At 35.0% G+C, this 25,443-nt stretch carries 24 protein-coding genes; 1 reads left to right on the top strand and 23 read right to left on the bottom strand.

Translation table 11 applies throughout. The annotated features are described in order from the left end of the window. Window positions 1-131: 131 nt before the first annotated feature. From ACFPVY_RS15360 to ACFPVY_RS15460, 21 genes are all read right to left on the bottom strand, one after another. On the bottom strand, window positions 132-692 hold the full coding sequence (locus tag ACFPVY_RS15360; protein ID WP_379793010.1) for a glycosyltransferase family 2 protein: 561 nt from the start codon (window positions 690-692) through the stop codon (window positions 132-134). Further along, a complete protein-coding gene (locus tag ACFPVY_RS15365) occupies window positions 689-2,227 on the bottom strand; it encodes a glycosyltransferase family 2 protein (RefSeq protein WP_379793011.1) in 1,539 nt (512 codons plus the stop codon). The genes ACFPVY_RS15360 and ACFPVY_RS15365 overlap by 4 nt, the downstream gene beginning before the upstream one ends. Beyond that, on the bottom strand, window positions 2,224-3,366 hold the full coding sequence (locus ACFPVY_RS15370) for a glycosyltransferase family 4 protein (protein ID WP_379793012.1): 1,143 nt from the start codon (window positions 3,364-3,366) through the stop codon (window positions 2,224-2,226). Before ACFPVY_RS15370 ends, ACFPVY_RS15365 begins: the two co-directional genes overlap by 4 nt. Continuing rightward, the gene (locus ACFPVY_RS15375; protein WP_379793013.1) at window positions 3,366-4,766 is read right to left on the bottom strand and encodes a glycosyltransferase family protein; all 1,401 of its coding nucleotides are present in this window, start codon (window positions 4,764-4,766) and stop codon (window positions 3,366-3,368) included. Before ACFPVY_RS15375 ends, ACFPVY_RS15370 begins: the two co-directional genes overlap by 1 nt. A 6-nt stretch (window positions 4,767-4,772) precedes the next feature. Then, window positions 4,773-5,648, bottom strand: a complete 876-nt coding sequence (locus ACFPVY_RS15380) for an N-acetylneuraminate synthase family protein (RefSeq protein WP_379793014.1) — start codon at window positions 5,646-5,648, stop codon at window positions 4,773-4,775. Further along, the gene (locus ACFPVY_RS15385; RefSeq protein WP_379793015.1) at window positions 5,641-6,804 is read right to left on the bottom strand and encodes a cytidylyltransferase domain-containing protein; all 1,164 of its coding nucleotides are present in this window, start codon (window positions 6,802-6,804) and stop codon (window positions 5,641-5,643) included. Before ACFPVY_RS15385 ends, ACFPVY_RS15380 begins: the two co-directional genes overlap by 8 nt. Before the next feature lie 18 nt (window positions 6,805-6,822). Beyond that, the gene (locus ACFPVY_RS15390) at window positions 6,823-7,725 is read right to left on the bottom strand and encodes a hypothetical protein (RefSeq protein ID WP_379793016.1); all 903 of its coding nucleotides are present in this window, start codon (window positions 7,723-7,725) and stop codon (window positions 6,823-6,825) included. Window position 7,726: 1 nt separating this feature from the next. After that, entirely contained in the window at window positions 7,727-9,160 is a 1,434-nt protein-coding gene (locus ACFPVY_RS15395) for an MBOAT family O-acyltransferase (protein ID WP_379793017.1), read from the bottom strand. Between the two features lie 47 nt (window positions 9,161-9,207). Further along, window positions 9,208-10,089: a glycosyltransferase family 2 protein gene (locus tag ACFPVY_RS15400; protein WP_379793018.1), complete on the bottom strand. Its 882-nt coding sequence runs from the start codon at window positions 10,087-10,089 to the stop codon at window positions 9,208-9,210. Between the two features lie 2 nt (window positions 10,090-10,091). Continuing rightward, on the bottom strand, window positions 10,092-11,243 hold the full coding sequence (locus tag ACFPVY_RS15405; protein WP_379793019.1) for a glycosyltransferase: 1,152 nt from the start codon (window positions 11,241-11,243) through the stop codon (window positions 10,092-10,094). Further along, the gene (locus ACFPVY_RS15410) at window positions 11,240-12,397 is read right to left on the bottom strand and encodes a glycosyltransferase family 4 protein (RefSeq protein ID WP_379793020.1); all 1,158 of its coding nucleotides are present in this window, start codon (window positions 12,395-12,397) and stop codon (window positions 11,240-11,242) included. The genes ACFPVY_RS15405 and ACFPVY_RS15410 overlap by 4 nt, the downstream gene beginning before the upstream one ends. Window positions 12,398-12,412: 15 nt before the next feature. Further along, window positions 12,413-13,189: a glycosyltransferase family 2 protein gene (locus tag ACFPVY_RS15415; RefSeq protein WP_379793021.1), complete on the bottom strand. Its 777-nt coding sequence runs from the start codon at window positions 13,187-13,189 to the stop codon at window positions 12,413-12,415. Between the two features lie 29 nt (window positions 13,190-13,218). Then, window positions 13,219-14,226, bottom strand: a complete 1,008-nt coding sequence (locus tag ACFPVY_RS15420) for a glycosyltransferase (protein WP_379793022.1) — start codon at window positions 14,224-14,226, stop codon at window positions 13,219-13,221. Window positions 14,227-14,240: 14 nt separating this feature from the next. Then, window positions 14,241-14,954 (bottom strand): class I SAM-dependent methyltransferase, encoded by a 714-nt coding sequence (locus ACFPVY_RS15425; RefSeq protein WP_379793023.1) that lies wholly within the window; start codon window positions 14,952-14,954, stop codon window positions 14,241-14,243. 4 nt (window positions 14,955-14,958) lie between these two features. Beyond that, the gene (locus ACFPVY_RS15430) at window positions 14,959-15,648 is read right to left on the bottom strand and encodes a WbqC family protein (protein WP_379793024.1); all 690 of its coding nucleotides are present in this window, start codon (window positions 15,646-15,648) and stop codon (window positions 14,959-14,961) included. After that, on the bottom strand, window positions 15,649-16,719 hold the full coding sequence (locus tag ACFPVY_RS15435) for a DegT/DnrJ/EryC1/StrS family aminotransferase (RefSeq protein ID WP_379793025.1): 1,071 nt from the start codon (window positions 16,717-16,719) through the stop codon (window positions 15,649-15,651). A gap of 1 nt (window position 16,720) precedes the next feature. Continuing rightward, on the bottom strand, window positions 16,721-17,446 hold the full coding sequence (locus ACFPVY_RS15440) for an FkbM family methyltransferase (RefSeq protein ID WP_379793026.1): 726 nt from the start codon (window positions 17,444-17,446) through the stop codon (window positions 16,721-16,723). A gap of 248 nt (window positions 17,447-17,694) precedes the next feature. Then, window positions 17,695-18,603, bottom strand: a complete 909-nt coding sequence (locus tag ACFPVY_RS15445; RefSeq protein WP_379793027.1) for a glycosyltransferase — start codon at window positions 18,601-18,603, stop codon at window positions 17,695-17,697. Between the two features lie 9 nt (window positions 18,604-18,612). Next, window positions 18,613-19,272: a class I SAM-dependent methyltransferase gene (locus ACFPVY_RS15450; protein ID WP_379793028.1), complete on the bottom strand. Its 660-nt coding sequence runs from the start codon at window positions 19,270-19,272 to the stop codon at window positions 18,613-18,615. 85 nt (window positions 19,273-19,357) lie between these two features. Continuing rightward, window positions 19,358-19,993 carry a CatB-related O-acetyltransferase gene (locus ACFPVY_RS15455; protein WP_379793029.1) on the bottom strand — a complete coding sequence of 212 codons (636 nt, stop codon included), beginning with the start codon at window positions 19,991-19,993 and terminating at the stop codon, window positions 19,358-19,360. Beyond that, window positions 19,984-21,210 carry an ABC transporter ATP-binding protein gene (locus ACFPVY_RS15460; protein WP_379793030.1) on the bottom strand — a complete coding sequence of 409 codons (1,227 nt, stop codon included), beginning with the start codon at window positions 21,208-21,210 and terminating at the stop codon, window positions 19,984-19,986. The genes ACFPVY_RS15455 and ACFPVY_RS15460 overlap by 10 nt, the downstream gene beginning before the upstream one ends. 168 nt (window positions 21,211-21,378) lie before the next feature. On the opposite strand from ACFPVY_RS15460, the gene ACFPVY_RS15465 reads away from it, so the two are divergent. Beyond that, window positions 21,379-22,113, top strand: coding sequence for a tyrosine-protein phosphatase (locus tag ACFPVY_RS15465; protein ID WP_379793032.1), 735 nt, complete (start codon window positions 21,379-21,381; stop codon window positions 22,111-22,113). Window positions 22,114-22,252: 139 nt separating this feature from the next. Here the strand turns inward: ACFPVY_RS15465 and ACFPVY_RS15470 are convergent, their stop codons facing one another. Both ACFPVY_RS15470 and ACFPVY_RS15475 read right to left on the bottom strand, forming a co-directional pair. Then, window positions 22,253-24,631, bottom strand: coding sequence for a GumC family protein (locus ACFPVY_RS15470; RefSeq protein WP_379793033.1), 2,379 nt, complete (start codon window positions 24,629-24,631; stop codon window positions 22,253-22,255). Between the two features lie 3 nt (window positions 24,632-24,634). Beyond that, window positions 24,635-25,411, bottom strand: coding sequence for a polysaccharide biosynthesis/export family protein (locus tag ACFPVY_RS15475; protein WP_379793035.1), 777 nt, complete (start codon window positions 25,409-25,411; stop codon window positions 24,635-24,637). Window positions 25,412-25,443 lie beyond the last annotated feature (32 nt).

The following is a 25,443-nucleotide window of genomic DNA, read 5'->3' on the forward strand; positions in this document are numbered from 1 at the left end:
TCTTTTAAATTTCTTAAATGCTTTTTTTAGCTTAAGTTCGGGTGGCCTATTTACGACGGATTCGTTATAATTTGAATTGGCAATGTAATCTTTATTTAAAATTCCTATTCTAGCATTTGATTTAAAAATTCTTATTGCAAATTCTGCTTCGCCATAGTCACTATCCGTATTTCGAGATATAATCCATAATTATCATAAAAAATCTTGTTGACAACAAATGGATTATCGCTGTACTGAAATGCATTGTAGTAAAAATTTCTAAATGAAAATTTCGGGATTCTATAAACATTTTTTGTTAATTGTACCAGTTTGGGAAATGTATAATTCGCTCTTAATCGAACCATGTCGAGATCATGGTCTAACACTTTAAAAACCTCAGAGAGCACATTTTTAAAATCGTGTTTGATAAGGAAATCCTCTTGACAATATAATATAAACTCGCCGTCACATGCTTTAATACCTTTATTTAAGTTTGCCGCAAGTCCCAAATTTTTCTCGCTCAAGATGAGCTTATCATATCTGAAAGTTTTTATTTTATCTAAAACGTTCAAATCGCTAAAATCATCACTAACAACTATCTCAAATTTGATCGCCATTTTTAGATTATGAATAGCATCAATGCACTGTTCTAAAGCCAAAGGTCGATTGTAGTGCGTGATTAAAAAACTAATCTTTAACAAATTTTCGCTCATAATTCTCTTTTTATTACATTCATCCAATAATAACTTGACTTCCAATTTTTATTAAATTTTTGAAAGTGGACGATCGGATTGATTTTAAAAAAGTTACTTTTCCACCTTTTAAAAAAATAAATAAATTTATATCCTAAAATTTGATGTTTTGTATAATGTAAATCTTTCAGCAACATTATAGTCGGCGAGGGCAAAGGCTTTATTTCTTCGTTATCCCACTGCTTATAAAAACTAACCCTAAATCCTCCATTCGGAGCTTTTAAGTGTATTATTGAAGGGTCAGGAAAATAGATGACATCATAACCCTCAATCTTCATCTGGAGTCCAAAATTATTATCTTCCCCGTAACCAAATTCAAACCTACTGTCGAATTTCACTTTTTCTAGAATACTCTTATTTAAAAAACTATTTCCAGACCCAAATATACTGGATTGATGCACTACCTTGATTTTCTTTTCTTCAAATGGTTGCAAATAAGATGTAGTTGCTACTTTTATTCCATATTGGGAAATTTTAGACAATATATCGACTAACAAATTATTTTCAAACCTGTTATCATCGTCATTTAAAAACACCCATTCGCTCGTGACTTTAGATAACGCAATATTTCTAGCATTGCAAGCACCTGCCTGGTGTGTAAAAGTATGATCAATATGAAACGGCCAAGGTTCAGAAGTTAAATAATCTAGTTCTGAACTGCTATCTGGCAACGGATTTTGTTCGACAATAATAACATTTACCGGAAGATGTGTTTGCGCGCTCAAATCCTTTAGCACATCATAAAGATATTTTTTTCTTCCGATGGTGGGAATAATTACATCAATCGTCTGCTCAGAACTGCTACTTCGGTTTGACTTTACTGCTACTGAATCTAATACGTCATCTTGTTGGAATCGCCTATTAAACAAAAATGAATACAAAAAAGGCAGCATCTTTAATCTCTTTTCATAAACAAGTAGATTAAAAAAAAGCAAAAACACCCATCTGGTTTTATAATGTTGTCTCGTAAAGCGAAATAAGTCATAAAAATTGGACTTGCTATTTGTTGTATTTCGATTTTCTAAAAGTAACCGGGGTTCGGAATAACAAAATAAGCCAACGCGCATAAATTGTTTGGCCAACGAATTTAAGAAATAATCAAAAGATGCGTCGCTGTTTTTAAAAGGATTGCAGTTTAAAACGGAAGCATGGATTCCTCCAACCAAACTGCTCATTTGAAAAGTGGGATAAGTGACGTTTTTCGGCAATTTTATAAATGGAGATTGATCCACATAACCGATGGCATCAAGCAAATAATTTTCAGTCGGATGAAAAGAAGCCATGATTTTTTTATGGTGAAAAATAGAATCAAAAGCTTCAAAATTTAAGTTTCCTTGTTGAGAGACGTGATACCAAATCACTAATTCTTCAGGATATTTTTGAGCTATTTCAAACAGTGCCTCCGAAGGTTGTTTTGATCTTATGGCAACAGCAGATCCGTCTAACGAATTAGACACAGAAACAATCCTGTCATATTCATGGCACAATAAAATCATAATTGTCTTTTATAAAAATCGATATTTTGCTGTGCTACCTTTTCGATGTCGAAATACATTTCAACACGTTTTTTGGCATTTTCTCCAATGGTTTCAACTAACTTTTTGTCTTTCAAGAGCATAGTAATTTTTGAAGCATACGCGTCATGAGAAGCTGGATGCACTAAAAAACCGCTTTCTCCATCAACCAAAAGTTCGTTCGCCCAGCCAATATTGCTGTTGACAACCGCTTTTTGCATCGCCATCGATTCGATGGTAACCATGCCTAATGTTTCTGCATAAGTTGGAAAGATACAAACATTCGCCTTTTTTATGTATTCGCTTACCTCTTCATAAGGTATTTTTCCAAGGTAAGTCACGTTTTCTTTTAAGGTTTCATCAAATTGTCTCTCCAATATTTCCCATGTCGATTTTGAATTGGTTTGGATATCAAAAGAATCCGAACCAATCAGAACCAGTTTGGCTTCGGGAAAAGCCGAAACTACTCGTTTAAAAATGTCGGGCAATTCAAAAACTCCTTTCTTCCGGATTATGGTTCCAATATAAAGCAGTAGTCCTTTTTCAAAAATGGAAGGCTCCTGATTTGAAAATACATCCAATTGTATTCCGTTATGAATGGTTCGAATTTCCTTATTTTTCAAATGGAATAGTTCTTCTGTCAACTTTCCGGCAAAATTGGTTGGCGCAATAAAAGCGTTGGCCTTTTGCATTCCTAATTTTTCAAACCAGTAATTTTTCAGTTTCTGTTTCCTGTTTTCCAAATGGCAGAAATAGGCATCGCTTCCGTGAAAGCGGATAACTAATGGCGCTTTTAAATTCATAAAAGCAGTAATTCCTGTCCAATCAGGTGCTTCGACCAAATCGATTTTATCTAAATAAATAGATCGGTTAAGGTAATTTTGAATGTATTTTCGGTAAAAAAACCAAGAGAAAAATTTATACTTTTTGTGCGGTATCAAGTGAATTGTAATGCCGTCTTGTTCAAGAACCAGCATTTCTTTTTGCGAATACACAAATATTGAAACTTTAACCCCTTTTTGTACCAAAGCCACCGCCAAGTTTTTGATACTCGTGCCAATTCCTGCAGCGTGACGAACTTTTTCGTGTGGATATTCGGGTGTTAGAAAAGCAATGTGCATTATTTTGTCAATTCTTTAATTCTATTCCAAATCATTTCGCAAGCCTCAGTGGGTTTTTCGCCAACAATTGTATCAAACCATTTTTTCCCTTCAGTTACATTCGAGGAATTTCCATCTAAAATAGATTGCACAATAGCAGTTAGTTTTGATTTGTCATAACACCACAAGGCCGCTTCTTTAGAAGGCATCGAACGAAAATGAATGTACTTGTAATTCTGTCCGATATCTCTGATTCCTTTTTTTAATTGTGGTTGTTCGTAGTCAAAAAACAGACACGATTTATTGTGCGCCACGAAATCAAATACCATTGAAGATGCAATATTGGCAACAAATTCAGTATGTTCGCAAACATTGGCCTGTAATGCAAAATCTGCTTTTGTAGGCATAATTTCATTCCAGCTGGTTCCGATGGGTTTCCAAAGCGGATCAATGGAAACGATCACGTCTTTATATTTTTCCAATACCTCATCATAACGGCTTGTGAAATCAACCGGGCATTTTCGGTAGATAATTCCTAAATTATAACCGTTTTGATTTAATTCAATAACGGATTTGGCAAGATCTTCAAGGTAAAATTGATCTAGCGGAGAAGTCACTATATCATCGCCAGAATAACAGATGTATTTTTTATTTAAATCCAGTTGGTGCGATTCAAAAAAAGCTTCCTTGGTCTGCAAAAGCGAACGGTCAAAATGGCTTTCAAATTGCGGTGTTCCGGTGACAAAAACTTGGGAAGCATCAACATAAGAATGGTATTTCAAAAGCTCCATTTTCATGTGTTCGCTCCACACAAAATAATAGTCGGTTTCCACCACAGTCATTGCCTTAGGAAGATTATCCCAAGAAAAAATAAATGTCGCAGTTGGAATTCCCAAATCTTGAGCCGCCAAAAGTGCGCTGATAGCTTGAGTTGGACGTTGATTGGTGCAAAAAACAAAATCCGGACGATGTTCTTTTAACTGTGCTTTGCAAAGCGCATATTTTTCAGTGGTTCGTTCGTTACTTTTAATTTTGTTCCGAACATATTGTAAGCCATTTTGGTTAGAGCCAAAAGTAACCAGCGTATCGACAATCAGGCTTTTAAAAAGATTCTTGATACCGCTGTAGCTTTGTGGAAAATTATAGGTATTGTAAACCGTTTCCTTAAATTTTTTATCAAAGATATTGAGCTCAATCCTTTTTCGGGCTCGGCTATAGACCGGAGTCATTGGATGGATTTTGGTGCTGTCAATTTTAACTTCAGAATACCCAAGCTGGTCTTCCAATGAAAAAACAGTATTGTTCCAATACTGGATGTCAAAGCCGTTTTTTTCGCCCACGTCTTTAAATCGTGTTAATGCGAAGTTGCGCAAACCCACGCCATCGGGAAGAAATAGGAATATTTTTTTCTTTTGATTCATCAAATCTTATGCTTTTCTATTCTTCAATTTCTCTCGCTGGACCATTTCAATATCCAAAATATCTTTTGCTTTGTAATTTAGCGCGCTATAAACCGCCGCTAAATCTCGAGTAAGTTTTCGAAGTCCCATTGGTTCTAAGGATGCCGCATGATCTGTTCCTTTCCAAGTTCGGTCAATTGTATAGTGTCGCTCAATAATATTGGCTCCTAAAGTAAAAGCGGCAATATCCACGGCGATGCCCAAATGATGCCCGGAAAACCCGATATGTTTCACTTTGTTACCATATTTTTCTTGAAGAATTTTGATATCTAAAAGACAAACATCTTCAAACGGAACTGGATATCCTGACGTGCAGTTGTACAAAACCAAATCCTTATTTCTGTTGTGTTTTGTAAAAAAATCGACCAAAACATCAGTTTCATCTTTCGTAGTCATTCCGGTTGAAATGTGTAGTTCGCCTTTGTAATTTTCACAAAGCCATTCCAACATTTCATAATTGTTATTGCAGGCCGAAGGTATTTTTATAAATTCGGGCTGTAGCGAAGCTATTTCTTTGGCAGAAGTCAAATCCCAAACCGATGTAGAATATGTAATTCCAATTTCGGCACAATACTCTTTAAGTTCTTGATGCTGTGAAGCGCTGAATTCTAAATATTCTCTGTGCTCGCCATAAGTAGATCCATAAGAATTGGCTGGATTGGGATGTGGCGTGTTATATTGTTCTTCGGTTAAAAGCTCTTTATTATGTCTTTTTTGGAATTTTACGGCATCGGCATTGCAGAAGATTTTAGCGATCTTAATCAATTCTTTGGCAATGTCCATTTCACCCTTATGATTGCATCCGATTTCGGCGATCACATAAGGTTTCTTAAATTCACTCATATCTTTGGTTGTATTTTATTATAAATTCGCACAATTCTCTAATGGCACCTTCTGCAGATTTATTGGCCAGAACGAGGTCAGCATGCGGTTTCACTTCCATTACCGCATCTTGTGGAACAAAAGACCAACCCACAGAGCAGATGTTGGCAAGATCGTTAACGTCGTCCCCGCAATAAGCCATAGAATTAAACGAAATCGCCCGATCCATCGCGAAGTGGCGAAGAAACGAATATTTATCTTTCACGCCAAAAAAGGCGTTTTCAATTTTTAATTTTTTCATGCGTTGTTTGACCAATTCCGAATTTTCAGAAGTAATCACGATAACCGAAACATCATGCTGGCGAAGAATTTCTAATCCCATTCCGTCGCGCATGTTGAACTTTTTGGCCATTTCGCCTTCAGAATCATAATATACGCAGGCATCTGTAAAAACGCCGTCAACATCCAAAACCAAATGATCAATACGATTTGGTCGTTTATTTCTTTTTTGCCTTTCAAAAAGTAAAGTTTCCACAATCTTCCAGTCAGTCATGCTGTCTATTTCTGCGAGCGTTTCTTCGGGCATTGCTACAACACCAACAGTACCGCTGATTCTGTTTTTACTTTCAAAAAGAGCTTCCTTTTTTGTGGCATAAACGGCTCCGTTTTCCACCAAAAGCCCTTCAAAATCTTGACGGCGAGGTCGATTGAAAACATCATAGTTTTTTGCGGTTCCGTCAGCATTCCAAATAAAACGATGGGTTTTTACTGCAGTCAATGCTGAAGTGAAATTATCTTTTTTAATTTTATCAAGACAGGCGTTGATGTCAGTTGCAGTTGTCATTGGCGATGTCGCTTGCAACAAGCAGAAGATATCAAAAGAAATAGCTTCATTGGAACAAAATTCAAAAATCGCACTTTCGGTAGAAGAAGTATCAACCGCATTTTCTTCCGAACGAAGGACGGTTTTAATCTTAGAATTCCAGTAATACTCCGCTTTGATGTAATCGATTATTTCGGTATCATCCGTAAAAACGTAAACTTCATCTAATTCTGAAAACAAGGCTTCGGTAAGAACCCAAGAAAAAAGCGGTCGTCCGGCAATTTTCCTTTTGTTTTTATTTTTAATTCCTTTTGAACCTTTTCGAAGTGGTATAAATCCTATGCTTTTCGCCATCTTTTTTGATTGAAGTCTTTATTGGTTCAAATTTATGTAATTACTTAGTTCACTCGTAAAAATTTTAGCACCTTTTGCGTTTAAATGTGATTCGTCATAAAAATTAGAAGCGTCTTTATAACTAGAATTTAAAGAATCATAAACAAAAAATGAAGAATTCGGGGTTTTAAACTGGCGCATTCTTTTCTCAAAAGCGATGTTATAGATTTGAAAATTAGGAGAAAAAGCAAAAATTAACTTGATATTATTTGACTGGCATTGGTCTAAAATGGACTTAAAAGCTTTCCGTTTTTCATCAGATTCGTCTTTAATCTCATAATTTCCGACAGACAAAATGTAATCAGCTTTAAAATTTGGATTTTCAAAATCCAACGGAGTCGAACCATCAGGCTGCACATTATCAAATTTCGTACTGTTTCTTTTGAGCGAAAGATTAGTTTTATTAAGTCTGGACAAACATAAAAACCAAGATGTAAAATTTCGATCCCCTTTATTTATTAATTCTTGATTTATATAATCATATTTAACCAAAGGATACAAACGGTCAAATCGGTAGTTGATTGATGCTGTCGGGAGCAATTCTGAAGGCGAATCCAAAGCAAAAATAATAATCTTAGGTTTTTTATTAAATTTCAAAAGTGTTTTTAATATAAAGTCATGAAAGGTCACATCTGATCCCGGAAAGGCAATATTATAAGCAGATTTCGCTGTTTGCGCTTCTAATTGGTTGGCCATTATATTCATTGCACCTCGCGAAGAACCTAAAATTATGACTTCTTTATTTATTTCTCCTTCCAAAAGTTTTTCAATTCTATTATCAACTTGATAGTTGGGAGACAGGTAAATAAAAATATAAAACAGCTTGTCCACAACAAAAAAAAGGACTGTAAAAATCAAAAGACGTTTCAAAAATTTCTTCATATCAAAATTGGAAATAAATAAACTCTTGAGCTTTAGAGCCCATAATAAATAGAGAAATTAGTAATATGATGTAAAAACCCCATCGAAAAGAAGCGCTCCAAGACAGTGCAAAATTTTCGAGAGCATAATTATTTTTTCGACCAAACCATTCTATTGATATGAAAAATAATATCAAGACGATCACATTGCTGGGACGTACTTCGGGCAGTGAAAACAATTTTGAGCTAAAAATACCTTTTATATAATCGAATGCGTGTTCTAAATTATTCGCCCTAAAAAATATCCAAGCAAAAACCGTAAGTCCAAAAGTACAACAGATTTGAAATAGTTCTTTACCATTTGGAAATACTCGGTTTTTCGCAACGATTTCAATGTGATTTCTGTTTTTGTTGAGCAATAACAACGGTAAAAAATAAAGCGCATTTAAAAAACCCCAAGCGATAAACGTCCAATTTGCGCCGTGCCAAAAACCGCTTAACAAAAAAACAATAAAGGTATTTTTAATTTGCGACCATTTGCCTCCCTGGCTTCCTCCTAGCGGGATATAAACATAATCTTTGAACCAAGACGACAAGGAAATGTGCCATCTTCGCCAAAATTCTGCAATATCTCTGGAAAAATAGGGAAAAGAGAAATTCTTCAGCAATTCAATTCCAAGCAATCTGGAAGTTCCCAAAGCAATATCAGAATAACCCGAAAAATCTCCGTAAATCTGAAACGTAAAAAATAACGCGCCCATAACCAGCGTGCTTCCGGAGTAATGATTTGAGTTATTAAAAATTTCATTGGCATAAATGGCGCAATTATCTGCTATTACAATTTTCTTAAAAAGCCCCCAAAGAATTTGCCGAAGTCCGTCCACGCCTTTTTGGTAATCAAAAGTGCGTTTTTGCTTTAATTGGGGCAAAAGATGGGTCGCGCGCTCAATTGGACCAGCAACTAATAATGGAAAATAAGAAACAAATAATCCATAATCCACAAAGTTTCGCTCTGCAATGATTCGCTTTTTATAGACGTCAATAACATACGAAAGTCCGTGAAAAGTATAAAATGAAATACCGACGGGCAGAATAATCTGGAGTGTCCAAGTACTCGCGTGCAGTCCAAAATTAGAGAGCAATTCTTGAAACGAAGCGATAAAAAAATTGTAATATTTGAAGAAGCCTAAAAATCCCAAATTGCAACCGATACTGAGCCAAAGCCAGAATAATCGTGTTTTTTTATGTGTGCTTCTTTCGATTAAAATTCCAGAAAAATAATCCAGCAAAGTGGAAAAAACGAGGAGAAACAAAAATTTCCAATCCCAACAAGCGTAAAAAAAATAGCTAGACGAAAGCAACAATGCGTTTTGCCAGAAAAGACGCCGTTGCAACATCCAATAGCATGCAAAAACGACAACAAAAAAGAGCGCAAAGTCGAGGGAATTGAAAAGCATGCTGAAATAAAATCGTTAATTTTTACAGCCCAAATATATCATTAAATTTAATAGTGCAATCCTTTAAGTTTCTTCATTTTCAGGAAAGTCGCTTTGGATATTGGTTTCCGATACGCAGGAAGTTTTGGCAATCCGATCAAGACGCTGAAAACACTTTTAAAAAACAATCGGAAATACCGAAAATCTTGCAATCCATACTTCATAAAATTGTGACGCAACATCTTTGCAATTTTAAAAGTTGGATTTTGATAATAAGCCAAATAATATTTAAAGGTATTTTTAAGCTGTTTTTCAAATCTAAAATAGTTGCGCCCCGTCAATAATCTTTTTTGCACATCAACGCGGTGATTGACAACGATCTTTGGTTGGTATAAAATGTCATAATTATTTTCTAAAACCTCAATTGCCAAGCAAGATTCTTCTCCGTAAATATCAATCCAAGTTGGAAAACCTCTTGTTGAAAAATAAGCTTCTTTTGAAATGGCAAAACCACAGCCCACAAAGTCGTTTGTCAGATGTGAATTTTGATTATAATTTGCATTCTCCAATGCCTTTTCATCAGTGTCAAAAACCCCTCTGACTTCTTGAAATGCAATAATCCCTAATTTTTTATTATCTAAATATTCTCGTTCAACAGCAACAATAAAATCTTTGCTGAGAGGATGTGCATCATCATCAAGTCCAATAAAAACAGAGCCGGAAGCTTTTTTATAAAGGAAGTTTCGCGCCGGACTTGCTCCTAAACTTTTAGTAGAATTGTCCCAAATTACCCACGGATATTTGCCAATCAGAGCTTCCGTTGCCACACAACCATCGATATAAACCAAGACTTCGTGAATTTTAAGATCAACCAATGCCTTTAATTTTTGCAGGGTCAAGTCTAATTCGGTAGGCCTATTTTTGGTTACTATTAAAAAAGAAACTTCCATGATTATTTATTTGGCGCTATTGCAGGATATAAATCTACAATTTTAGATCTCAATTGCTGGCGGTTGTAATGCGTTTCAATAAATTTTATGTTATAATCTTGCGCATTTTCGCGAAGCGAGGAGGAACGTAAAGCCGTTTCAATATGTTGGGCAATTTCTTTGCTGTCCATTGGATTTTCAATAAGCAATCCCGTTACACCATTTTGAATAACTTCTTCTGTTACACCACCAGGATTCGATTGAATAGGAAATGCGCCCATTCCCATGGCTTCGAGAAGCGCATTGGGCATGCCGTCAGAGATACTATTGCCGATGTGCAAAATACTCTCACCCATCAACGCTAATAATTTTTGGTTTTCAAAAAATGCATCCCTTGAGTGATAACTCCAATTTAAACTATTGAAAAATGGCGAACTTTTCATTTTTAACACAACCGATTTTTCAGCGCTATACACCGCAATTTTAATATTTTTAAATACGCTGATATCTAAAAGTTCCAATGCTTCAATCACTTTCAGAGCTTTCCCAAATTGGTCGTCATAGCCTTTGATCAAAATACAAGTCCTATTTTTACATTCTTTTATAACATTTTCAGGGATCGAAATGCCGCCGTTTCCAGGAAACATTCCAAGATATTGACCTGAAAAATGATGCTTTTTTGCAATTTCAAAATCGCGATGGCAATCGGTAATCAAAAAATTAGTTCTAGAGAGAAACGACTCCACAGCTTCCCTTTTTAATCCAAGTTTCGCATAACTGAAAAGATCGCTTCCCCAGGAGGAATACACTAAAGGCAAATCATGATATTTATTTAAGACTTCTAAAATAGGAATTCCTGATAAGTTCATTTCGAAACAATGAACCAAATCTGGTTGCAATTGTATCACGGTTTTTTCAAACTGCGATGCTACTTTTCGCTCATTTAGTTTTTGCAATAAAGAATAAATTTTCGGAAAACGTTTCTTGATAAGATATCGAAAAGGAAAATCATAGCGCATTTTCCAACCTCGTATCTGATGAACCCAGTTGATTTTTTCTACAAAGTCGCTTCCGTCAGTAACATCAAACCAGTGAACTTCATGCCCTGCTCCTTCCAACTGGTTGACCCATTGAAAAAAATGATGGTTTGGTATGGCAACGAAGAGGATTTTCATTGAGTTTGTTGTAAATTTTCAATCAAACGCAAATATTCTGAATCGACTTTACTTTTCGAATAATTGTCAATGTATTTTTTTCGCAACTCTTTTCGAATCGAAATCAGTCGTTCACCAATTAAGGTCTCGATTGCTTCTAGAGAAGTCAGTAAAGATTGCTTATCGTTTATGTCAAACCAAAATTGATTTTGCGTATTGTTCGTGCGGTCCATCATCGCACCCACCCTTGTAGATAAAATAATTTTTCCGGCGGCCATCGCTTCAACGCCAACCAATGGTCCAGATTCTTCGTGCGATGGAATAATTAGTACATCAATTTTAGAAAAAAAAGAAGCAATTTCAGAAGGTAAAAGTGCTCCTGAAAAATTAAAATTCACGTTATTTTCACACAAATTTTTAACCTCATGTACAAGAGGCCCACTTCCTGCGATGTGAAGTTGCCTTTCACTTTCTTTAAAATTTGCAAGAAGCTCTAAAATTCCTTTTTCTTTTGAAAAGCGACCTAAATATCCGTAAATCAACTCAGGAGTGTTTCCAATTTTAATACGGAGCAGATCTTTTTCTAAAAGTGTGGTTTGATCAATAATTTTAATATTGTTGAGGTTATTTGTTTTAAAAATTTGTGAGTTGTTTTCAGAATGTATTATGATTTTTGATATTTTTCTTAGTGTTTCTTTTAAGCTTTCAGGAATTTCGCTGACTGTGCCTGTGGTTCGAAATATTATTATTTTATTTTGAATGCTACAATATTCTACAATCTCTTTAAAAAATCCGTTGGTGAAAACGCCACAAAATAATACTAAGTCAACATTATCAATTTCTTTTTTTATAACTCTAAGGCATAATTTGTTTAGGTCAAATAATTGATTGCTTAATTTGTTGCTTATAAAACAACCTAACGGTAGATTTGAATTGCTCTTCTTCTTTGTTAACCATGCAAGCATCCTTATAAAAAAATTTATTTTTAATAATTGGTCATTTAAGGTGCTCCAATCTATTTTCGTTTCTTTAAGGGCAAATGTTTTTTTAGTCATCTCTATGGTAGAAAAAAGATTTACTCTGTAATCTTTATTCAGTATGTGAATCAGAGTGTTAACTTCAACTTCCCTTCCACCAAAATCAGAGATTGAACCTATTAAAATTATTTTCTTCATTTAGCCAGCAGATTGCTAATTATTTTTTTTTTGAAAAACAAACTTAACCAAAAAAACAAAACGTAATACTATATAATAAAAATCAATAAAAAAGCTTTTTACCAAATTAAATGATGATCCTAAAAATTGATGTATCGCATTTTTAAAAGTAACTTTTTGTCCCCACAATTGGAAATTTCCAATAATATCATTTTTATAGCGCTGAAAGATTTGCTTACGTGTTCTTTTGATTTCATAAGAAAAAATGGCCGGCGCAAATTCAATTTTGTACCCCGCCTTTAAAACTCTCACAGTCCAATCTTTATCTTCAAAAGTCGCAACGCTGTCATCAAATGGAATCTTTTTCCAAATGGGTCTATAAAATGCGGAACCGCTAAAAATTAATCCCGATTTATTGGGATCAATTTCGGCAGAAATATTTTGGATATAATTTCTGTAATCATTGGGCTGATGTAAACATCGAACTCCTGCCAAATCCTCTCTTCCTTCAAACTGTTTTTTTATTACCTTAAAAAAATCATGGCTTACTGGATAAGAATGGGCGCTGAAGAGAACCACAATTGGATTTTTGGCACTTTGTGCCGCTAAATTGGCACTTCCACCATAGCTAAAATCTCGTATGGTGACAAATGAAGCGTGGTGTTCAGCAACAATGTTCTCTGAATTATCATTTGACAGGTTATCTATAACGATAATTTCATCGATATCTTCAGAATATCGCGCTTTCAGATTCTTCAGAAGAAACTCGAGCGCAGGCGCTTGATTTTTAGCACGGATGACTACACTTATCATGGGGAAACTGAATTTAGTGTATCAGGTTTCTATGTTTTTTTCTTTGCTTTAAAAAGTTTAGACCTGATTTTATTAATAATTTTTTGCGGTTCGTGGTAATAATTTTGGATGTATTTTACAGTCAGAAAAAAGGGATTAGAAGACACAAAGACCGTGGTATAATCTTTATGGATGCTTTTTTCTAATTTTTCGACAGCGCTTTTGTAATGATTATAAATTAATTTTTTTTGGGTTTCATCCGTCAAATAAGATAGCAAAGCCGTGTATAGATTCACGTTATAACGAGAACGCTTGGTTCTTATTTCTCCTGAAAAGGTACCGATGCCAACGCGATATACCGCCATAACATCGTCTAATTTTTTAAGTTTTCCATGTTGCGCCAGCATCATATATGTAAAATAGTCAGCCACGCAACATTCGTAGTATTCAAATGGAAAATCTTTAATAATATTTCGAAACATTGCAGAAGGCGTGTGGATATAATTTCCATGGCGGGCAAGATCAATAACTGTTTCGTGGTTTTCCGGAACAATTGTAATATAATCTGGCACTAACTTACCGCTGGGTTCCAAAACTTTCATCGCATGAAAACTCAATATATAATCAGGATTACTTTCTAAAAAATCGACTTGTTTCTGCAATTTTAAGGGATCGCTCCAATAATCATCTCCTTCACACCAGGCAATATATTTCGCTTGGCACAAGGCAATATTTGTGGTTTCATTATAAAGCATTCCGAGATTTTTTTCAGGAAGTTTAAGAATGATATTTTCTGGATGTTTTTGTTGGTAGCTTTTTACAATGCTTCGTGTAGAATCAGTACTGCAATCTTCACCGATAACCAAAACAAACTTAAAATCAGTTTGTTGCATCAAAATGCTTTCAATTGCTTGCGCAACGTGCGCTTCTTGATTATACGTAATTAAATCAACACAAACTAGCGGTACATCTGAACTAGTTTGATCAACGACAGGAATTAGGACACCGTCGAGCGTCAAGATTTGGGTGTCTTTATAATATAATATCTCTTTTGGCATCTTTCAATTGATAACTATTCTTTTTCAAAAAGAACATCCATTCGGTAATTAGAAATGGTTGAGATTTGGTTTTTTAATGTTATTTTTAATCCCAACCCTTCTGCAATTTGCAGAAGATCAGATTTTTTCCACCATCTTCCCATACCATTATTTGATTCATCGCCATTTTCCACTCCTTTTAAATAAGTTTCTTTTCGTTCGTCAGTGTCATAAAAATTCCACTTAAGTGCATCATTTGGTACCCCGGTCAGATAAAAGGAAAATCGCGGTGCCTTGGCTATAATATATTGAAGAATTTCCAAAAGTTCATTGGGGGAAAAATAACCCAAAGCATCGTTCATTAAAAATTTATTTGGGATTTGAGATATCGAAAAAAGATCTAAAAAACTTGCTTTTGCATCACCAACTTTATATTCAATGGTATTGTTTTGCTTAAGTCTTTTTGCTGCCTCAATAAGATGTGGTGCAAAATCAAATGCATAAATCTTAGATGTAATCTGGCTTAATGGAAAAGTCACTAAACCATTACCGCAGCACATCTCGAGTACAGTATCCTTAGACTTGATCGAAAGGCTATCAACTATATCTTCAAAAGCGGCATTAAAAACAGCCTCTGAAACAGGTTCTTTATTGACTGTTTTGCCAACTTGAAAAAAAAGATCTCTCTCAGTTCTTGATTCCAGAGCACGGTAATTATTCCAAAAAGAATTCCAATCGATTGTATTCATATTATTAATTTAAAGTATAATTATTCAGCATTTTTTTAATAGCAAGAACGTCGTTAAACATCATCACATCAATTATAGAAAGCCATGGAACAAACAAATTTGCGAATTGTTTATATTCGATATCGTCTGATTTAAGAAATTTTAATATTAAATTATTTCTCTCAAATTCTGTGGCGTCATAAAGCATCTTCCCTCCGATAGCGTTGATATAAGTAGTTCCTCCAATCCACTTGCAGATGGAAATAATTCGGTCAGATGCTTTTTTGTCCGATACTAATTGTAGTTCCGAAGAAACTAAAATTCTTGTTTGAATTTGAAGATATTCGCAAATTTTAAGCAACGAATTGGTTAAAAATTTTGAAACATTTTTATTTTCAAATTGAAAAACCTCCTCAATTATTGGCAATACACAATTAAAATTAGGAGCATGAGAGTAAGCCATTTTTATGGTTTTCAAAAATTTTGTTGAAAATAAGTCAAACTTAAGTTCAGATATTTTCGAGTTTTGACTCGCTCCTATTATCGAAAAAGTAAATTTAAATTTTCTTCCATTTACCAAAATTGAATTCCGATTAACATAACCTTTATTAATATAATTCACATCATCATACACCACAAAAACATCTACTGCATTGATTAGCTGAAAATAACCAATGTAAGGAAAAAGATAAGGTTGCATGATCGCTACTTTCATTTACAACGAATTTAGGATGGATATAATTTGATCTTGTTCTTCAGGAGTGAGCCCAACATAAAGCGGTAGGCAAGCGATTCTTGAAGCAATGCTTTCAGAAATCGGCATGACATTACCTTTCGTATAATCGATAGTGTTGAGCGAGGGATAAAAATAACGTCTCGGGAATATTTGTTGCTCGTTTAATTTTCGGAGTGTAGAGACCAGTAATTCTTCTGTTTCAAAAATGATTGGATAATAACTGTAATTCCATTGTGTTTCCGGTCGCAATTCAAATGTTCTATATTTTGAAAAATTCAAAAAATCAGTATATCTTTTTATAATTTTTTTTCGCTCTTCTAATATGTGCGGAAAATGTGGCAATACCGAGAGCCCCATAGTAGCTTGCAATTCAGATGCCTTTCCGTTAATTCCCAAACCACTAAATTCAATATAATCTTTGTGTCCAAAATTATGGCTATAAAAAAGTTTTTCATAAAGCGCGGTGTCGTTTGTAATCATTGCGCCACCTTCTCCTGTATGAAAAATTTTCGTCGCATGAAAACTGCAAGTTGAAACAGTGCCGAAAGATAGTAACGATCTATTTTTATAGGAAACTCCAAAAGCGTGGGCTCCGTCATAAATGACTTTTAAATTATGTTTTGTTGCGATTTTCTCTATTTTTTCCACAGCACATGGGTTGCCAAAAACATGAGTTGCCAATATAGCAGTTGTTTTTTCGGTTATAGCAGTTTCGATCTTGGTTTCATCTATGGTCAAAAAATTAGGATGGATATCTACAAAAATCGGCGTACAATTTTCCCAAACGATAGCTGCGGATGTAGCTACATAACTAAATGGCGTAGTAATAATTTCTCCCTTTTCTCCAAGCAATTTCAATGCAATTTGCAATGGGATAGTTCCATTGGTGGTAATGATGATATTCGATAACGAGAGATAAGACTTTAACTTTTCCTCTAATTCTTCGATTAATTCACCACGGTTCGTGATCCAATTTTTGTTCCAAGCGCGTTCGAGTTGTGCCGTATATTCAGCGATTGGAGGTAAAAAAGTTTTGGTTACGCTGATCATATCAAATTACTTTGTAAGAATCGATTAAACCTCCTTTTTTAATAAAAACCATTTCCATCAGCCACAAAAATTGAGGTTGAAAAGGTCTATTTAAATCGGTAATTTCAAACAGTTTATAATCAATCTCATCCATAAATGTTATAACTGTTGATACGCTATTCTGAAATTCTTTCTCAAAAACGGCAGCCTCTACCATAAAAATTTCAGTTTTACCAAAATAATTGCTGGCTCCTTTTAACACATCAATATCCAGTCCTTCCGCATCAATTTTTATGATATCAGGAACTGGCCATTCGGCATTTTCTTGAAGAATTTCATTTAAAGGCTTGATCGCAATATCTTTCTGGACAAATCCGCGTTTGATAACATCTTCTTGATTGTAAACGAACGAACTGCTGTCATCTCGATCCGCAAACGTAAATTTTAAGGTTTCTGATTTTGATCCAGCACCAACAGGATAAAAAATAACTGTTGGTTTTGAAAGAAGGTCTTTAAAATAATTGCTAAGTTCTTTCTGTGGTTCAACCAATGTATAATAAGCATCAGGAAAAAAGCACATGGTTTTTCTTGTCCAAGTTCCTCGATTTGCACCTACGTCCACAATGTGCTTCGGTTCAAAACCAATTTTTTTAAGATTGCCGTACAAAGTAGTAAGCAAACCGTCTTTTTCGCTTTCTGAGGTGTAGCCGAGTTTTTTGATAAAGGGATCAAAAAAGTAAATGGCCATTTTTTTAAATCGTTTCTTCAGCTTGATTATCATTAAAATGCTATTGGTGGTATTAGAAACAATAATTTTAAATCGAAAAGCAATTTGCAAGAAACCAAAACAAATTACTTATTTTCAAAAAAAATAAAGGGTTGTTAAAAAAATCGTTCTGCAAGCAAAAAATGCTGGGGATAACAAAATCGATTTTAATTTAATTCAGGCTAATATCTGAAAATTATTTGAAACTTAAAGATTATTTCCGGCAAATGTTAAGTGTCGAAAGAATGATATAATTTTCGGAATAATTTCTTGTGAGATTTAATCAACTTATCAAATTTGAAATACAGCAGACATCGAAAGTAAAATTTATATAAAACCTTAATATCTTTGAATTTGTTGAAATAAAATGTATCCTCAAGTTTGATAAGCAATAGCCCTTTTTCGCTTGAATTTAGTTTATGAAATTGATGCACATAGATTAATAGCAAATATTGGCATTCCGCCTCTCTAGCTATTTTGTTTGAAGAAGATCCTGATAGACTGAAGTCAGAAACTCGAATATAAACTACTGCTTCGTTAAGTGATAGAATTTTCTTTTCTTCTGAAAAATCAAACCAAGCCTTATCATCAGAATAAAATGCGGAAGGAAAATGTGTGAATTTATGCCGGCGATATGTTTCCTTTTTAAAAATGTATTCAGATAATGAACTTCTTGTTTCATGTTTTAATTTTCGTATTGAAAATTCTATTCCAGTTTCAAGTTCAGGATGTGTAAATAAATCTGAGTACGTTTTGTTTTGCTCATCAATTACTATAGTTGCACACCTTATCACATTAGAAGCAAAATTAGGCCGTTCTAAACCTTTATAAAACTCTTCTACAACCGTTTCGCCAAGAACGTCGTCATCACCCAATATCATAATCCAGGCTTCATCCGCCGTCAAATCGATACATCGTTCCCATTGCTTCGTCAGGTATTTTTCTCCTAGATTTTCTTCAAATCGAAAATATTCACATTCAAAAATATTTACAAAATCCTGTAAAAGAAATTCAGGATTATTTGAACTTGCGTCATCTCCAATATAAACCTTGAATTTTTTGCAGGTCTGATTCGCTAAAGAGGTTAGTGTGTCTCTGAAATAATTAATTTTGTAATATGGGATTACTATGGCAAGCATTGAAAGTAACTAGATATTATTTATCATTTCTTTAAAATCTTCAAATGATACCAAATTTAGGCTGTCTTTCCTTGTAGCATCTAAAACATTATATTCATAAAATGGATTATCAGTTATTGCTGGAGTTCCTATCGCAGATCCCTTTGACAATATTCCAATACCCCAATCAGTATCTACGCAGCACGAATGAAGGCTTTTTTCTTTTCTATATTTAAAAAATGCTTTCCATGTGGTTCCATTCCAGTAGCCCATAATTTTGTGGATTCTAGAATAATAATCTTCCCTCGCGTTATATTCAGTTGGCGGGTTGCAATCATGAAGAACAACAAAGCCGTCGTCCTTTATGAACTTTAACGAATTTTGGATATCCTTTTCTACTTGTTCGGCTAAGTGAAGGCCGTCCACAAATATGATGTCAAATTTAATGTTTTCATCTAAAATTTCATTTTTCGACAACTTCTCAAAGAATGAATCACTCGTGAAGGGAAAGCTTACAGGGTTTTTTTTGAATTCTATTCCGGGATCAACACTATATTTGACGGCAGCTTTTATTTTATTAAAATTATCCTTCGGGTCTCGTACTCCAATTTCTAGATAAGTCGTTTCGCTAAAGTTCCTTTTACTCAGTAAAAAATTTATAACATCGCTCCTTAATGGTTGCTTGTTCAACTCAGCTTCAATTTTATTCGTCGCATCAATTATGGTTTGATTCTTAGAAAAATCTAAACCTATATGATAATATTTCTTAATCTTTCTATACAATTTGATCATCTCCTGATTCGTTTAAAAAATTATTATCGGGAGCAGCGCAAAGAGACTTCACTTTTCTATTTATTTTCTCAATGTCCCATTCCCACCATTTTTCTTTTAGTAGCATAGCAATATGTTCGTCTGAAAATCTCCTTTTTAAAAATCTTGCTGGATTTCCACCCCAAATCTCATAGCATGGAACATCTTTCGTTACAATTGCTCCAGCTGCAATAACAGCCCCATCTCCAATTGTTACGCCTGATAGTAGTGTGACTCTATTTCCTATCCAAACATCATTGCCTATGGTAACATCTCCCTTTGTCATGGGATGTCCTTTAATATTTGTTGCGTTTGGAAAATCGTCCGATAAAATGTTAAAGGGATAAGTTGAAATCCAATCCACACGGTGATTGCCACCTAAAAAAATTGTCACTTCGTCAGCAATGGAACAGAATTTACCAATACGCAATTGAACAGTTGGTTCATTAAATAGGATATTCGGCCGGCCGTATGTGTAGTCTCCTATCGTAAAGTTCTTATTCTTTAAAATATCTTTTGTATAAAAAAGGTAATGATTGTCTTGTATCTTGCTTTTTGGTAAAAAACCAAAAAACTTTAAAATCTTATTTACTACTCCCATTTTCCCTCAATATAGATTTTGCCGATGTCGAAAGTTTCTAGATGTGAAAAAGCCTTAATATTTTCAAGTATGACAAATGAGCAAAATTCAATAACATTGTCATATTGTGCGACAGCTGGATGATAAATTATGAAATTCATCTTATAATTTCCCTTAACTAAAGTATGACTTGGAATTATAAAATTATATAAATCTTTATTCGAGTCTAATTCCGTTTCAGACGAGAATAAAACTTGATCAAGGTGATCCATTACACGGACTAGTAAAAATTTATGTCTTGAAAATTTGATATTTTTAGCTACTTCAATAACAAACGCGATACTTTCATCACTGTAAAAATTGTTAGAACTTGCCTTTAGTTTCGCTCCTTTAATGTAAATTTCTTTGACAGAATTCGCTACATAGTATTCAGTTTGATCAAGGTTGCTGATTTGATAGTTATTGACACATTCCTCAATCCCACCTTCAAATACAATCCCGCCATGTTCCATCACAATCCCTCTGGTACACAAGCTTTTCACAGCCGCCATGTTATGGCTCACAAAAACAACGGTACGCCCTTCGCCTTTGGAAATATCCTGCATTTTCCCGATCGCTTTTTTCTGGAATTCTGCATCACCCACGGCAAGCACTTCGTCAATAACCAATATTTCGGGCTCTAAGAAGGCAGCAACAGCAAAAGCCAGCCGAACGGTCATTCCCGAGCTGTAACGTTTTACCGGTGTATCGATATATCTCTGGCATCCGCTAAATTCTATAATTTCAGCGATTTTGGATTGAATTTCTTTTTTAGTCATGCCGAGAATGGCTCCGTTTAAAAAAATATTTTCTCTCCCGGTCATTTCGCCATTGAACCCAGTCCCAACTTCCAACAAAGATGCGATTCTGCCTCTTGTTTTAATGCTTCCGGTTGTCGGCGCGGTTACTCTGGAAAGTATTTTTAATAAGGTTGATTTTCCGGCGCCATTTTTTCCGATGATGCCCAAGACCTCGCCTTTGTAAACATCGAAATTAATATCCTGCAAAGCCCAAACATAATCAGATTCCCCTTTCGTACTTCGGTCATTCACCTCGCCAATCTTCAAATACGGGTCTTCTTTACCGCGAATTCGCGCCCACCATCGATTCAAGTCATGGCTGACCGTACCAGTACCAACGCTTCCGAGTCGATACTGTTTTGAAATTCCTGATGCGTTAAGAATGACCTCTTGATTCATTATTGAGCACAATTAATATATAGAAAATGCTTGCCCAAATATAGCAATTCTGCTAGGATTATAAAGTTTCTAAATTTATTTCACATATAAAAATTCACTTGTTCGCAAAAGTGTAAGAAAAGTCATTTTTATGCGTTAAATTTGTTTAATCCTTAAATTCTGAGCATTTTGTTTTTCTTCCCAAAAGCCAAACCTATTTTAAAAGACCTCATTGAAGGTTATATCGATATACATTCTCATTTGCTACCCGGCATAGATGATGGATCAAAAGACTTTGAAACAACAGTTTCTTTGATAAATTCGTTGAAAAGCTTCGGTTTTGAGCAATTTACGGCCACGCCGCACATCATTAACAACATTTGGGACAACACAAAAGAAGGCATTGAAAGCCTCGCACTCGAAACTTCCGAAAAACTCAAGCTTGGAGGCCACACTTCATATTTTAGAGCTGCCGCAGAATACATGATGGACGATTCGTTCTCTAAATTGATAGAATCAGGGCCGTTACTGACTGTAAAGGAAAATTATGTGTTGGTAGAAATGTCTTATATCAATCCGCCAATGCAACTTTATGATATTCTTTTCGAAATAAGAGTCACAGGATACCAGCCGATTTTGGCCCATCCCGAACGTTATCTTTTTTATCATTCGAATTTTGATGAATATAAAAAACTAAAAAAAGCGGGATGCTTGTTGCAATTAAATTTGCTTTCTGCAGTAGGTTATTATGGAAAAAGTGTTGCAAAAGTAGCACAGCAATTACTCGAAAAAGGCATGATAGACTTTACAGGATCTGACGTTCACCATGAAAACCATACGAAAAGTTTCCATAAAAAATTAGAAATAAATAATTCAGATGCGCTAAAAGAAGCGATCCGAAGAAATGATTTTTTTAGGTTATAAATAATTGTTGGCCTTAAAATAAGTCAGTATTTCCTAAATTTATTTACATAAAACATCTCCCAATATTCTAGCAAATAAAAAAGGCATCCAATTTCGGATGCCTTTTTGTTGATATCTATGTACCAAAATTATCTAATTACTATTTTCTTTTAAAAAATGTTTTGTACCAAGGAAGTACTTCTTCTTGAGCACCATAGCCATATCCGTATCCATAACCATATCCATAACCTTTTTTCATGATTTTTGTATCATTCAAGACCATCGACATATTTGGAAGTTTTTTCTCGTTATAGAACATATCCGGAATACGAAGCATGCGTTTGTCAAGGTAATTTGCCCTTGCCACATATATGAAAGCATCAGCGTTTTGGGCAATCAATACAGTATCGGTTACAACACCAACTGGTGCAGTGTCTACTATAATATAATCGAAATCATTCTTCAATTCCTCGAACATTTCAGTAAGTTTATTACTCATTAAAAGCTCAGCCGGATTTGGAGGAATGGCGCCAGATGCCAGCACATAAAAATTCTCATAGTTGTCCAGCTTAGTGATAAAACTTGAAATTTGAGAACCCGGTTTTGTCAAGTAATGGGTAACTCCTTGTGGATTAATAGGAAGATATTCTGAAAGTTTTGGATTACGAATATCCATTCCTACTAATAATACTTTTTTACCTGACAGCGCGATAGTTCCGGCAAGATTTACAGAAACAAATGTTTTTCCTTCACCAGGAATAGTCGAAGTCACAAAAATGGTTTTCGCCTTGTCGTGTGTGACAGTCGAAAGCATAAATTCTAAATTGGTTCTTACGATACGAATTGCTTCCGCAGAGCTAGATCGGCTATTAATGCTGATTAGTTCTTCATGCGATTCGGAACGAGGCACATCTCCCAAAAATGGAATTTGCAAACGTTTTTCAATATCGAGACGACTCTTAATTTTAGTATTCAACAAATCACTGATGTAAATAAACCCAAAAGGTATTAGCAAACCAGCAATAAGGGCACCCAGATAAATGATCATTTTCTTTGGAGAAACCGGCATATCAGAACTCAGTCCGGCATCAATGACTTTCGCACTTTGTTCCGTGGCAGCCAATGTTAAAGCCGTTTCTTCTCGTTTTTGCAAAAGGTACAAATACAAAGCTTCTTTAACTTTCTGTTGCCTGTCGATAATTCTAAATTCGCGTTCCAAACGTGGTACTTGCGCTTTTCTACCTCCAATTTGCGCACCTTCGTGATCCAGATTTCTTTTCTTAATGGTTAAAGAAGATTGCATTCTCGACAAACTTTGAGCAATATTAGATTTCAGAGCATTAATTCGCTTGTCAGCATTTTGAACTACCGGATTTTCCAACGTGGCGCCGGCCGCAATACGATTACGTTCAATTACTATTCGATTGTATTCAGTAATGAGACTTCCAGCTTCAGATCCGTTGCCGGCAGAAAGCAGGTTGGTAGGAATCAAGTCATCAGGCTTGCTGCCATTTAGAAAAGAAATCATCGAGGCAACAACGTTAAGCTGTATTTCAGTTTCTATTTTCTGCTTCTCGTAATCCGAAGCATTTTCTAAAAACAATTTGGTTTCAGATTCAATATCGGTAAGACTATTTTGATTCTTGAAACCTTCCACATCACGTTCTACATCAGAAAGTTCGCTAGTGATAAACTCTAACCTTTTGCTGATGAATTGAGACGTTTTTTCTGCTACCAGATTCTTATCTTCAATGGCATTTTGGTTGTAAAGTTCAACCAATGTATTTAAAAAATCCTCAGCTCTCTCTGGGACTGGGTCAATAAATGCCAATTCTACCACGCTCGATGTTTTGTTTAATGTATTTACATTTAGCCTGCTTTTAAAACCAGCCGTAACCCTAGCTATTGGATTGTAAATGCAATCAATTTCAAAACTTTGATTCGATTCATCTACAGCAAAAATAGTCTTGCTAATGCTTACTTTTCCGCTGCTAATATTGACAATAGAATTATATTTAAAAATTCCAAGCTCTTTCTCTTCGTAAGTTAATTTATATGTGGTGTTGCTTACTGAAGTTATATTAAACTTAAAGATTTTATTTTGGTCTGAAAGCAATTTTGTAGGTGAAAATATTAAAATAATTGGCGAGGAATAAATATCTGCCGATTTTACACGACCATGAGTGATATATGACACGTTCAATTTTAAATTTTTAATCGTATTTTCAATCAGAGTGCGCGACTTCAAGATTTCTATTTCGTTATCGATATTACTTTTAGCAACGCCGAAGCCTCCCAAGTCAGAAAGGGCAGAAAGCTCAGAAGAGAGTCCCCCTTTTTTATCATCTTTTACTAAGATAGTTGTATTAGCTCTATAAAGTGGTGTAGCATACCGCAAATAAACAAACGCTATGGACAACGCTAGAAATGCTGACAAAGAAAACCATTTCCAGTGGATAAGGTATTTTTCTAGCTGCTCTCTGATGCTGAAGTCAGATTCTTGACTTTCTGATATGGAAGAGTCGGGATATTTATTCATAAATTATCGAATTATAAGGGCTACTACGGTGAGAAGTAACGAAATGGCAGAAATGATGATTCCTGTGTTCGGACCAACTGCGGATGCGTTTACTTTAGTTTTGTTAGGCTCAACATAAACATGGTCATTTTGCGAAAGATAATAGTAAGGAGAATTGATAAAGTCAGCTTTGGTAATATCTACGCGCCCGATTTCCTTTTTACCGTCTTTTTCCCGGATGATCATGATATTATCTCTTTTTCCATAAGGTGTCAGATCGCCCGACATGGCCAGTACTTCAATTAGAGTGATACGTTCGCTGGATATAGTTTTGATGCCGGGTTGCAAGACCTCTCCGCTGACGGTAACCTTATAGTTAAGAATGCGGAGATTTATCTTAGGGTCTGTGATATATTTTTTCAGCACTTCGACCAATTTTGCATTCGCCTCGGCTCTTGTCAGTCCGCCAAGGTGTATGGATCCAATAACAGGAAATTGAATATCGCCATTAACATCGATCAAATAGCTACTGATACGAAGCTGTTGATTATCCAGCTCAGTAGTAGATTGCGTTAGCAAAGAAGGAAGATTGAAAGGCGCGGCTGCTTCCTGAGTTTCAGCCATTACAACAATCATCAATAAATCGTCTGGCTGCAACTTGGTGTTGAAAGAGACGCTTGAGTCAGATCCCAAAACCTGATCTATATTTTGATAGTAAGCAATTTTTTCCCTTGAAGCACAAGAGAATAAAAAAATAGGAATGAGGAATAATAAAAATTTAACGGCGTTCATTTTATTCATAGCGATATTTTGAGCGTGCAAAGATAGTATTT

The organism is Flavobacterium qiangtangense, assembly GCF_042658345.1.
GTDB classification, from domain to species: domain Bacteria; phylum Bacteroidota; class Bacteroidia; order Flavobacteriales; family Flavobacteriaceae; genus Flavobacterium; species Flavobacterium qiangtangense.

What these genes read in the sequence shown, in the direction of transcription:
- ACFPVY_RS15360 (WP_379793010.1), bottom strand. Translation starts at nt 692, where the DNA reads ATGAGCGAAAATTTGTTAAAGATTAGTTTTTTAATCACGCACTACAAT.
- ACFPVY_RS15365 (WP_379793011.1), bottom strand. Translation starts at nt 2,227, where the DNA reads ATGATTTTATTGTGCCATGAATATGACAGGATTGTTTCTGTGTCTAAT.
- ACFPVY_RS15370 (WP_379793012.1), bottom strand. Translation starts at nt 3,366, where the DNA reads ATGCACATTGCTTTTCTAACACCCGAATATCCACACGAAAAAGTTCGT.
- ACFPVY_RS15375 (WP_379793013.1), bottom strand. Translation starts at nt 4,766, where the DNA reads ATGAATCAAAAGAAAAAAATATTCCTATTTCTTCCCGATGGCGTGGGT.
- ACFPVY_RS15380 (WP_379793014.1), bottom strand. Translation starts at nt 5,648, where the DNA reads ATGAGTGAATTTAAGAAACCTTATGTGATCGCCGAAATCGGATGCAAT.
- ACFPVY_RS15385 (WP_379793015.1), bottom strand. Translation starts at nt 6,804, where the DNA reads ATGGCGAAAAGCATAGGATTTATACCACTTCGAAAAGGTTCAAAAGGA.
- ACFPVY_RS15390 (WP_379793016.1), bottom strand. Translation starts at nt 7,725, where the DNA reads ATGAAGAAATTTTTGAAACGTCTTTTGATTTTTACAGTCCTTTTTTTT.
- ACFPVY_RS15395 (WP_379793017.1), bottom strand. Translation starts at nt 9,160, where the DNA reads ATGCTTTTCAATTCCCTCGACTTTGCGCTCTTTTTTGTTGTCGTTTTT.
- ACFPVY_RS15400 (WP_379793018.1), bottom strand. Translation starts at nt 10,089, where the DNA reads ATGGAAGTTTCTTTTTTAATAGTAACCAAAAATAGGCCTACCGAATTA.
- ACFPVY_RS15405 (WP_379793019.1), bottom strand. Translation starts at nt 11,243, where the DNA reads ATGAAAATCCTCTTCGTTGCCATACCAAACCATCATTTTTTTCAATGG.
- ACFPVY_RS15410 (WP_379793020.1), bottom strand. Translation starts at nt 12,397, where the DNA reads ATGAAGAAAATAATTTTAATAGGTTCAATCTCTGATTTTGGTGGAAGG.
- ACFPVY_RS15415 (WP_379793021.1), bottom strand. Translation starts at nt 13,189, where the DNA reads ATGATAAGTGTAGTCATCCGTGCTAAAAATCAAGCGCCTGCGCTCGAG.
- ACFPVY_RS15420 (WP_379793022.1), bottom strand. Translation starts at nt 14,226, where the DNA reads ATGCCAAAAGAGATATTATATTATAAAGACACCCAAATCTTGACGCTC.
- ACFPVY_RS15425 (WP_379793023.1), bottom strand. Translation starts at nt 14,954, where the DNA reads ATGAATACAATCGATTGGAATTCTTTTTGGAATAATTACCGTGCTCTG.
- ACFPVY_RS15430 (WP_379793024.1), bottom strand. Translation starts at nt 15,648, where the DNA reads ATGAAAGTAGCGATCATGCAACCTTATCTTTTTCCTTACATTGGTTAT.
- ACFPVY_RS15435 (WP_379793025.1), bottom strand. Translation starts at nt 16,719, where the DNA reads ATGATCAGCGTAACCAAAACTTTTTTACCTCCAATCGCTGAATATACG.
- ACFPVY_RS15440 (WP_379793026.1), bottom strand. Translation starts at nt 17,446, where the DNA reads ATGGCCATTTACTTTTTTGATCCCTTTATCAAAAAACTCGGCTACACC.
- ACFPVY_RS15445 (WP_379793027.1), bottom strand. Translation starts at nt 18,603, where the DNA reads ATGCTTGCCATAGTAATCCCATATTACAAAATTAATTATTTCAGAGAC.
- ACFPVY_RS15455 (WP_379793029.1), bottom strand. Translation starts at nt 19,993, where the DNA reads ATGGGAGTAGTAAATAAGATTTTAAAGTTTTTTGGTTTTTTACCAAAA.
- ACFPVY_RS15460 (WP_379793030.1), bottom strand. Translation starts at nt 21,210, where the DNA reads ATGAATCAAGAGGTCATTCTTAACGCATCAGGAATTTCAAAACAGTAT.
- ACFPVY_RS15470 (WP_379793033.1), bottom strand. Translation starts at nt 24,631, where the DNA reads ATGAATAAATATCCCGACTCTTCCATATCAGAAAGTCAAGAATCTGAC.
- ACFPVY_RS15475 (WP_379793035.1), bottom strand. Translation starts at nt 25,411, where the DNA reads ATGAATAAAATGAACGCCGTTAAATTTTTATTATTCCTCATTCCTATT.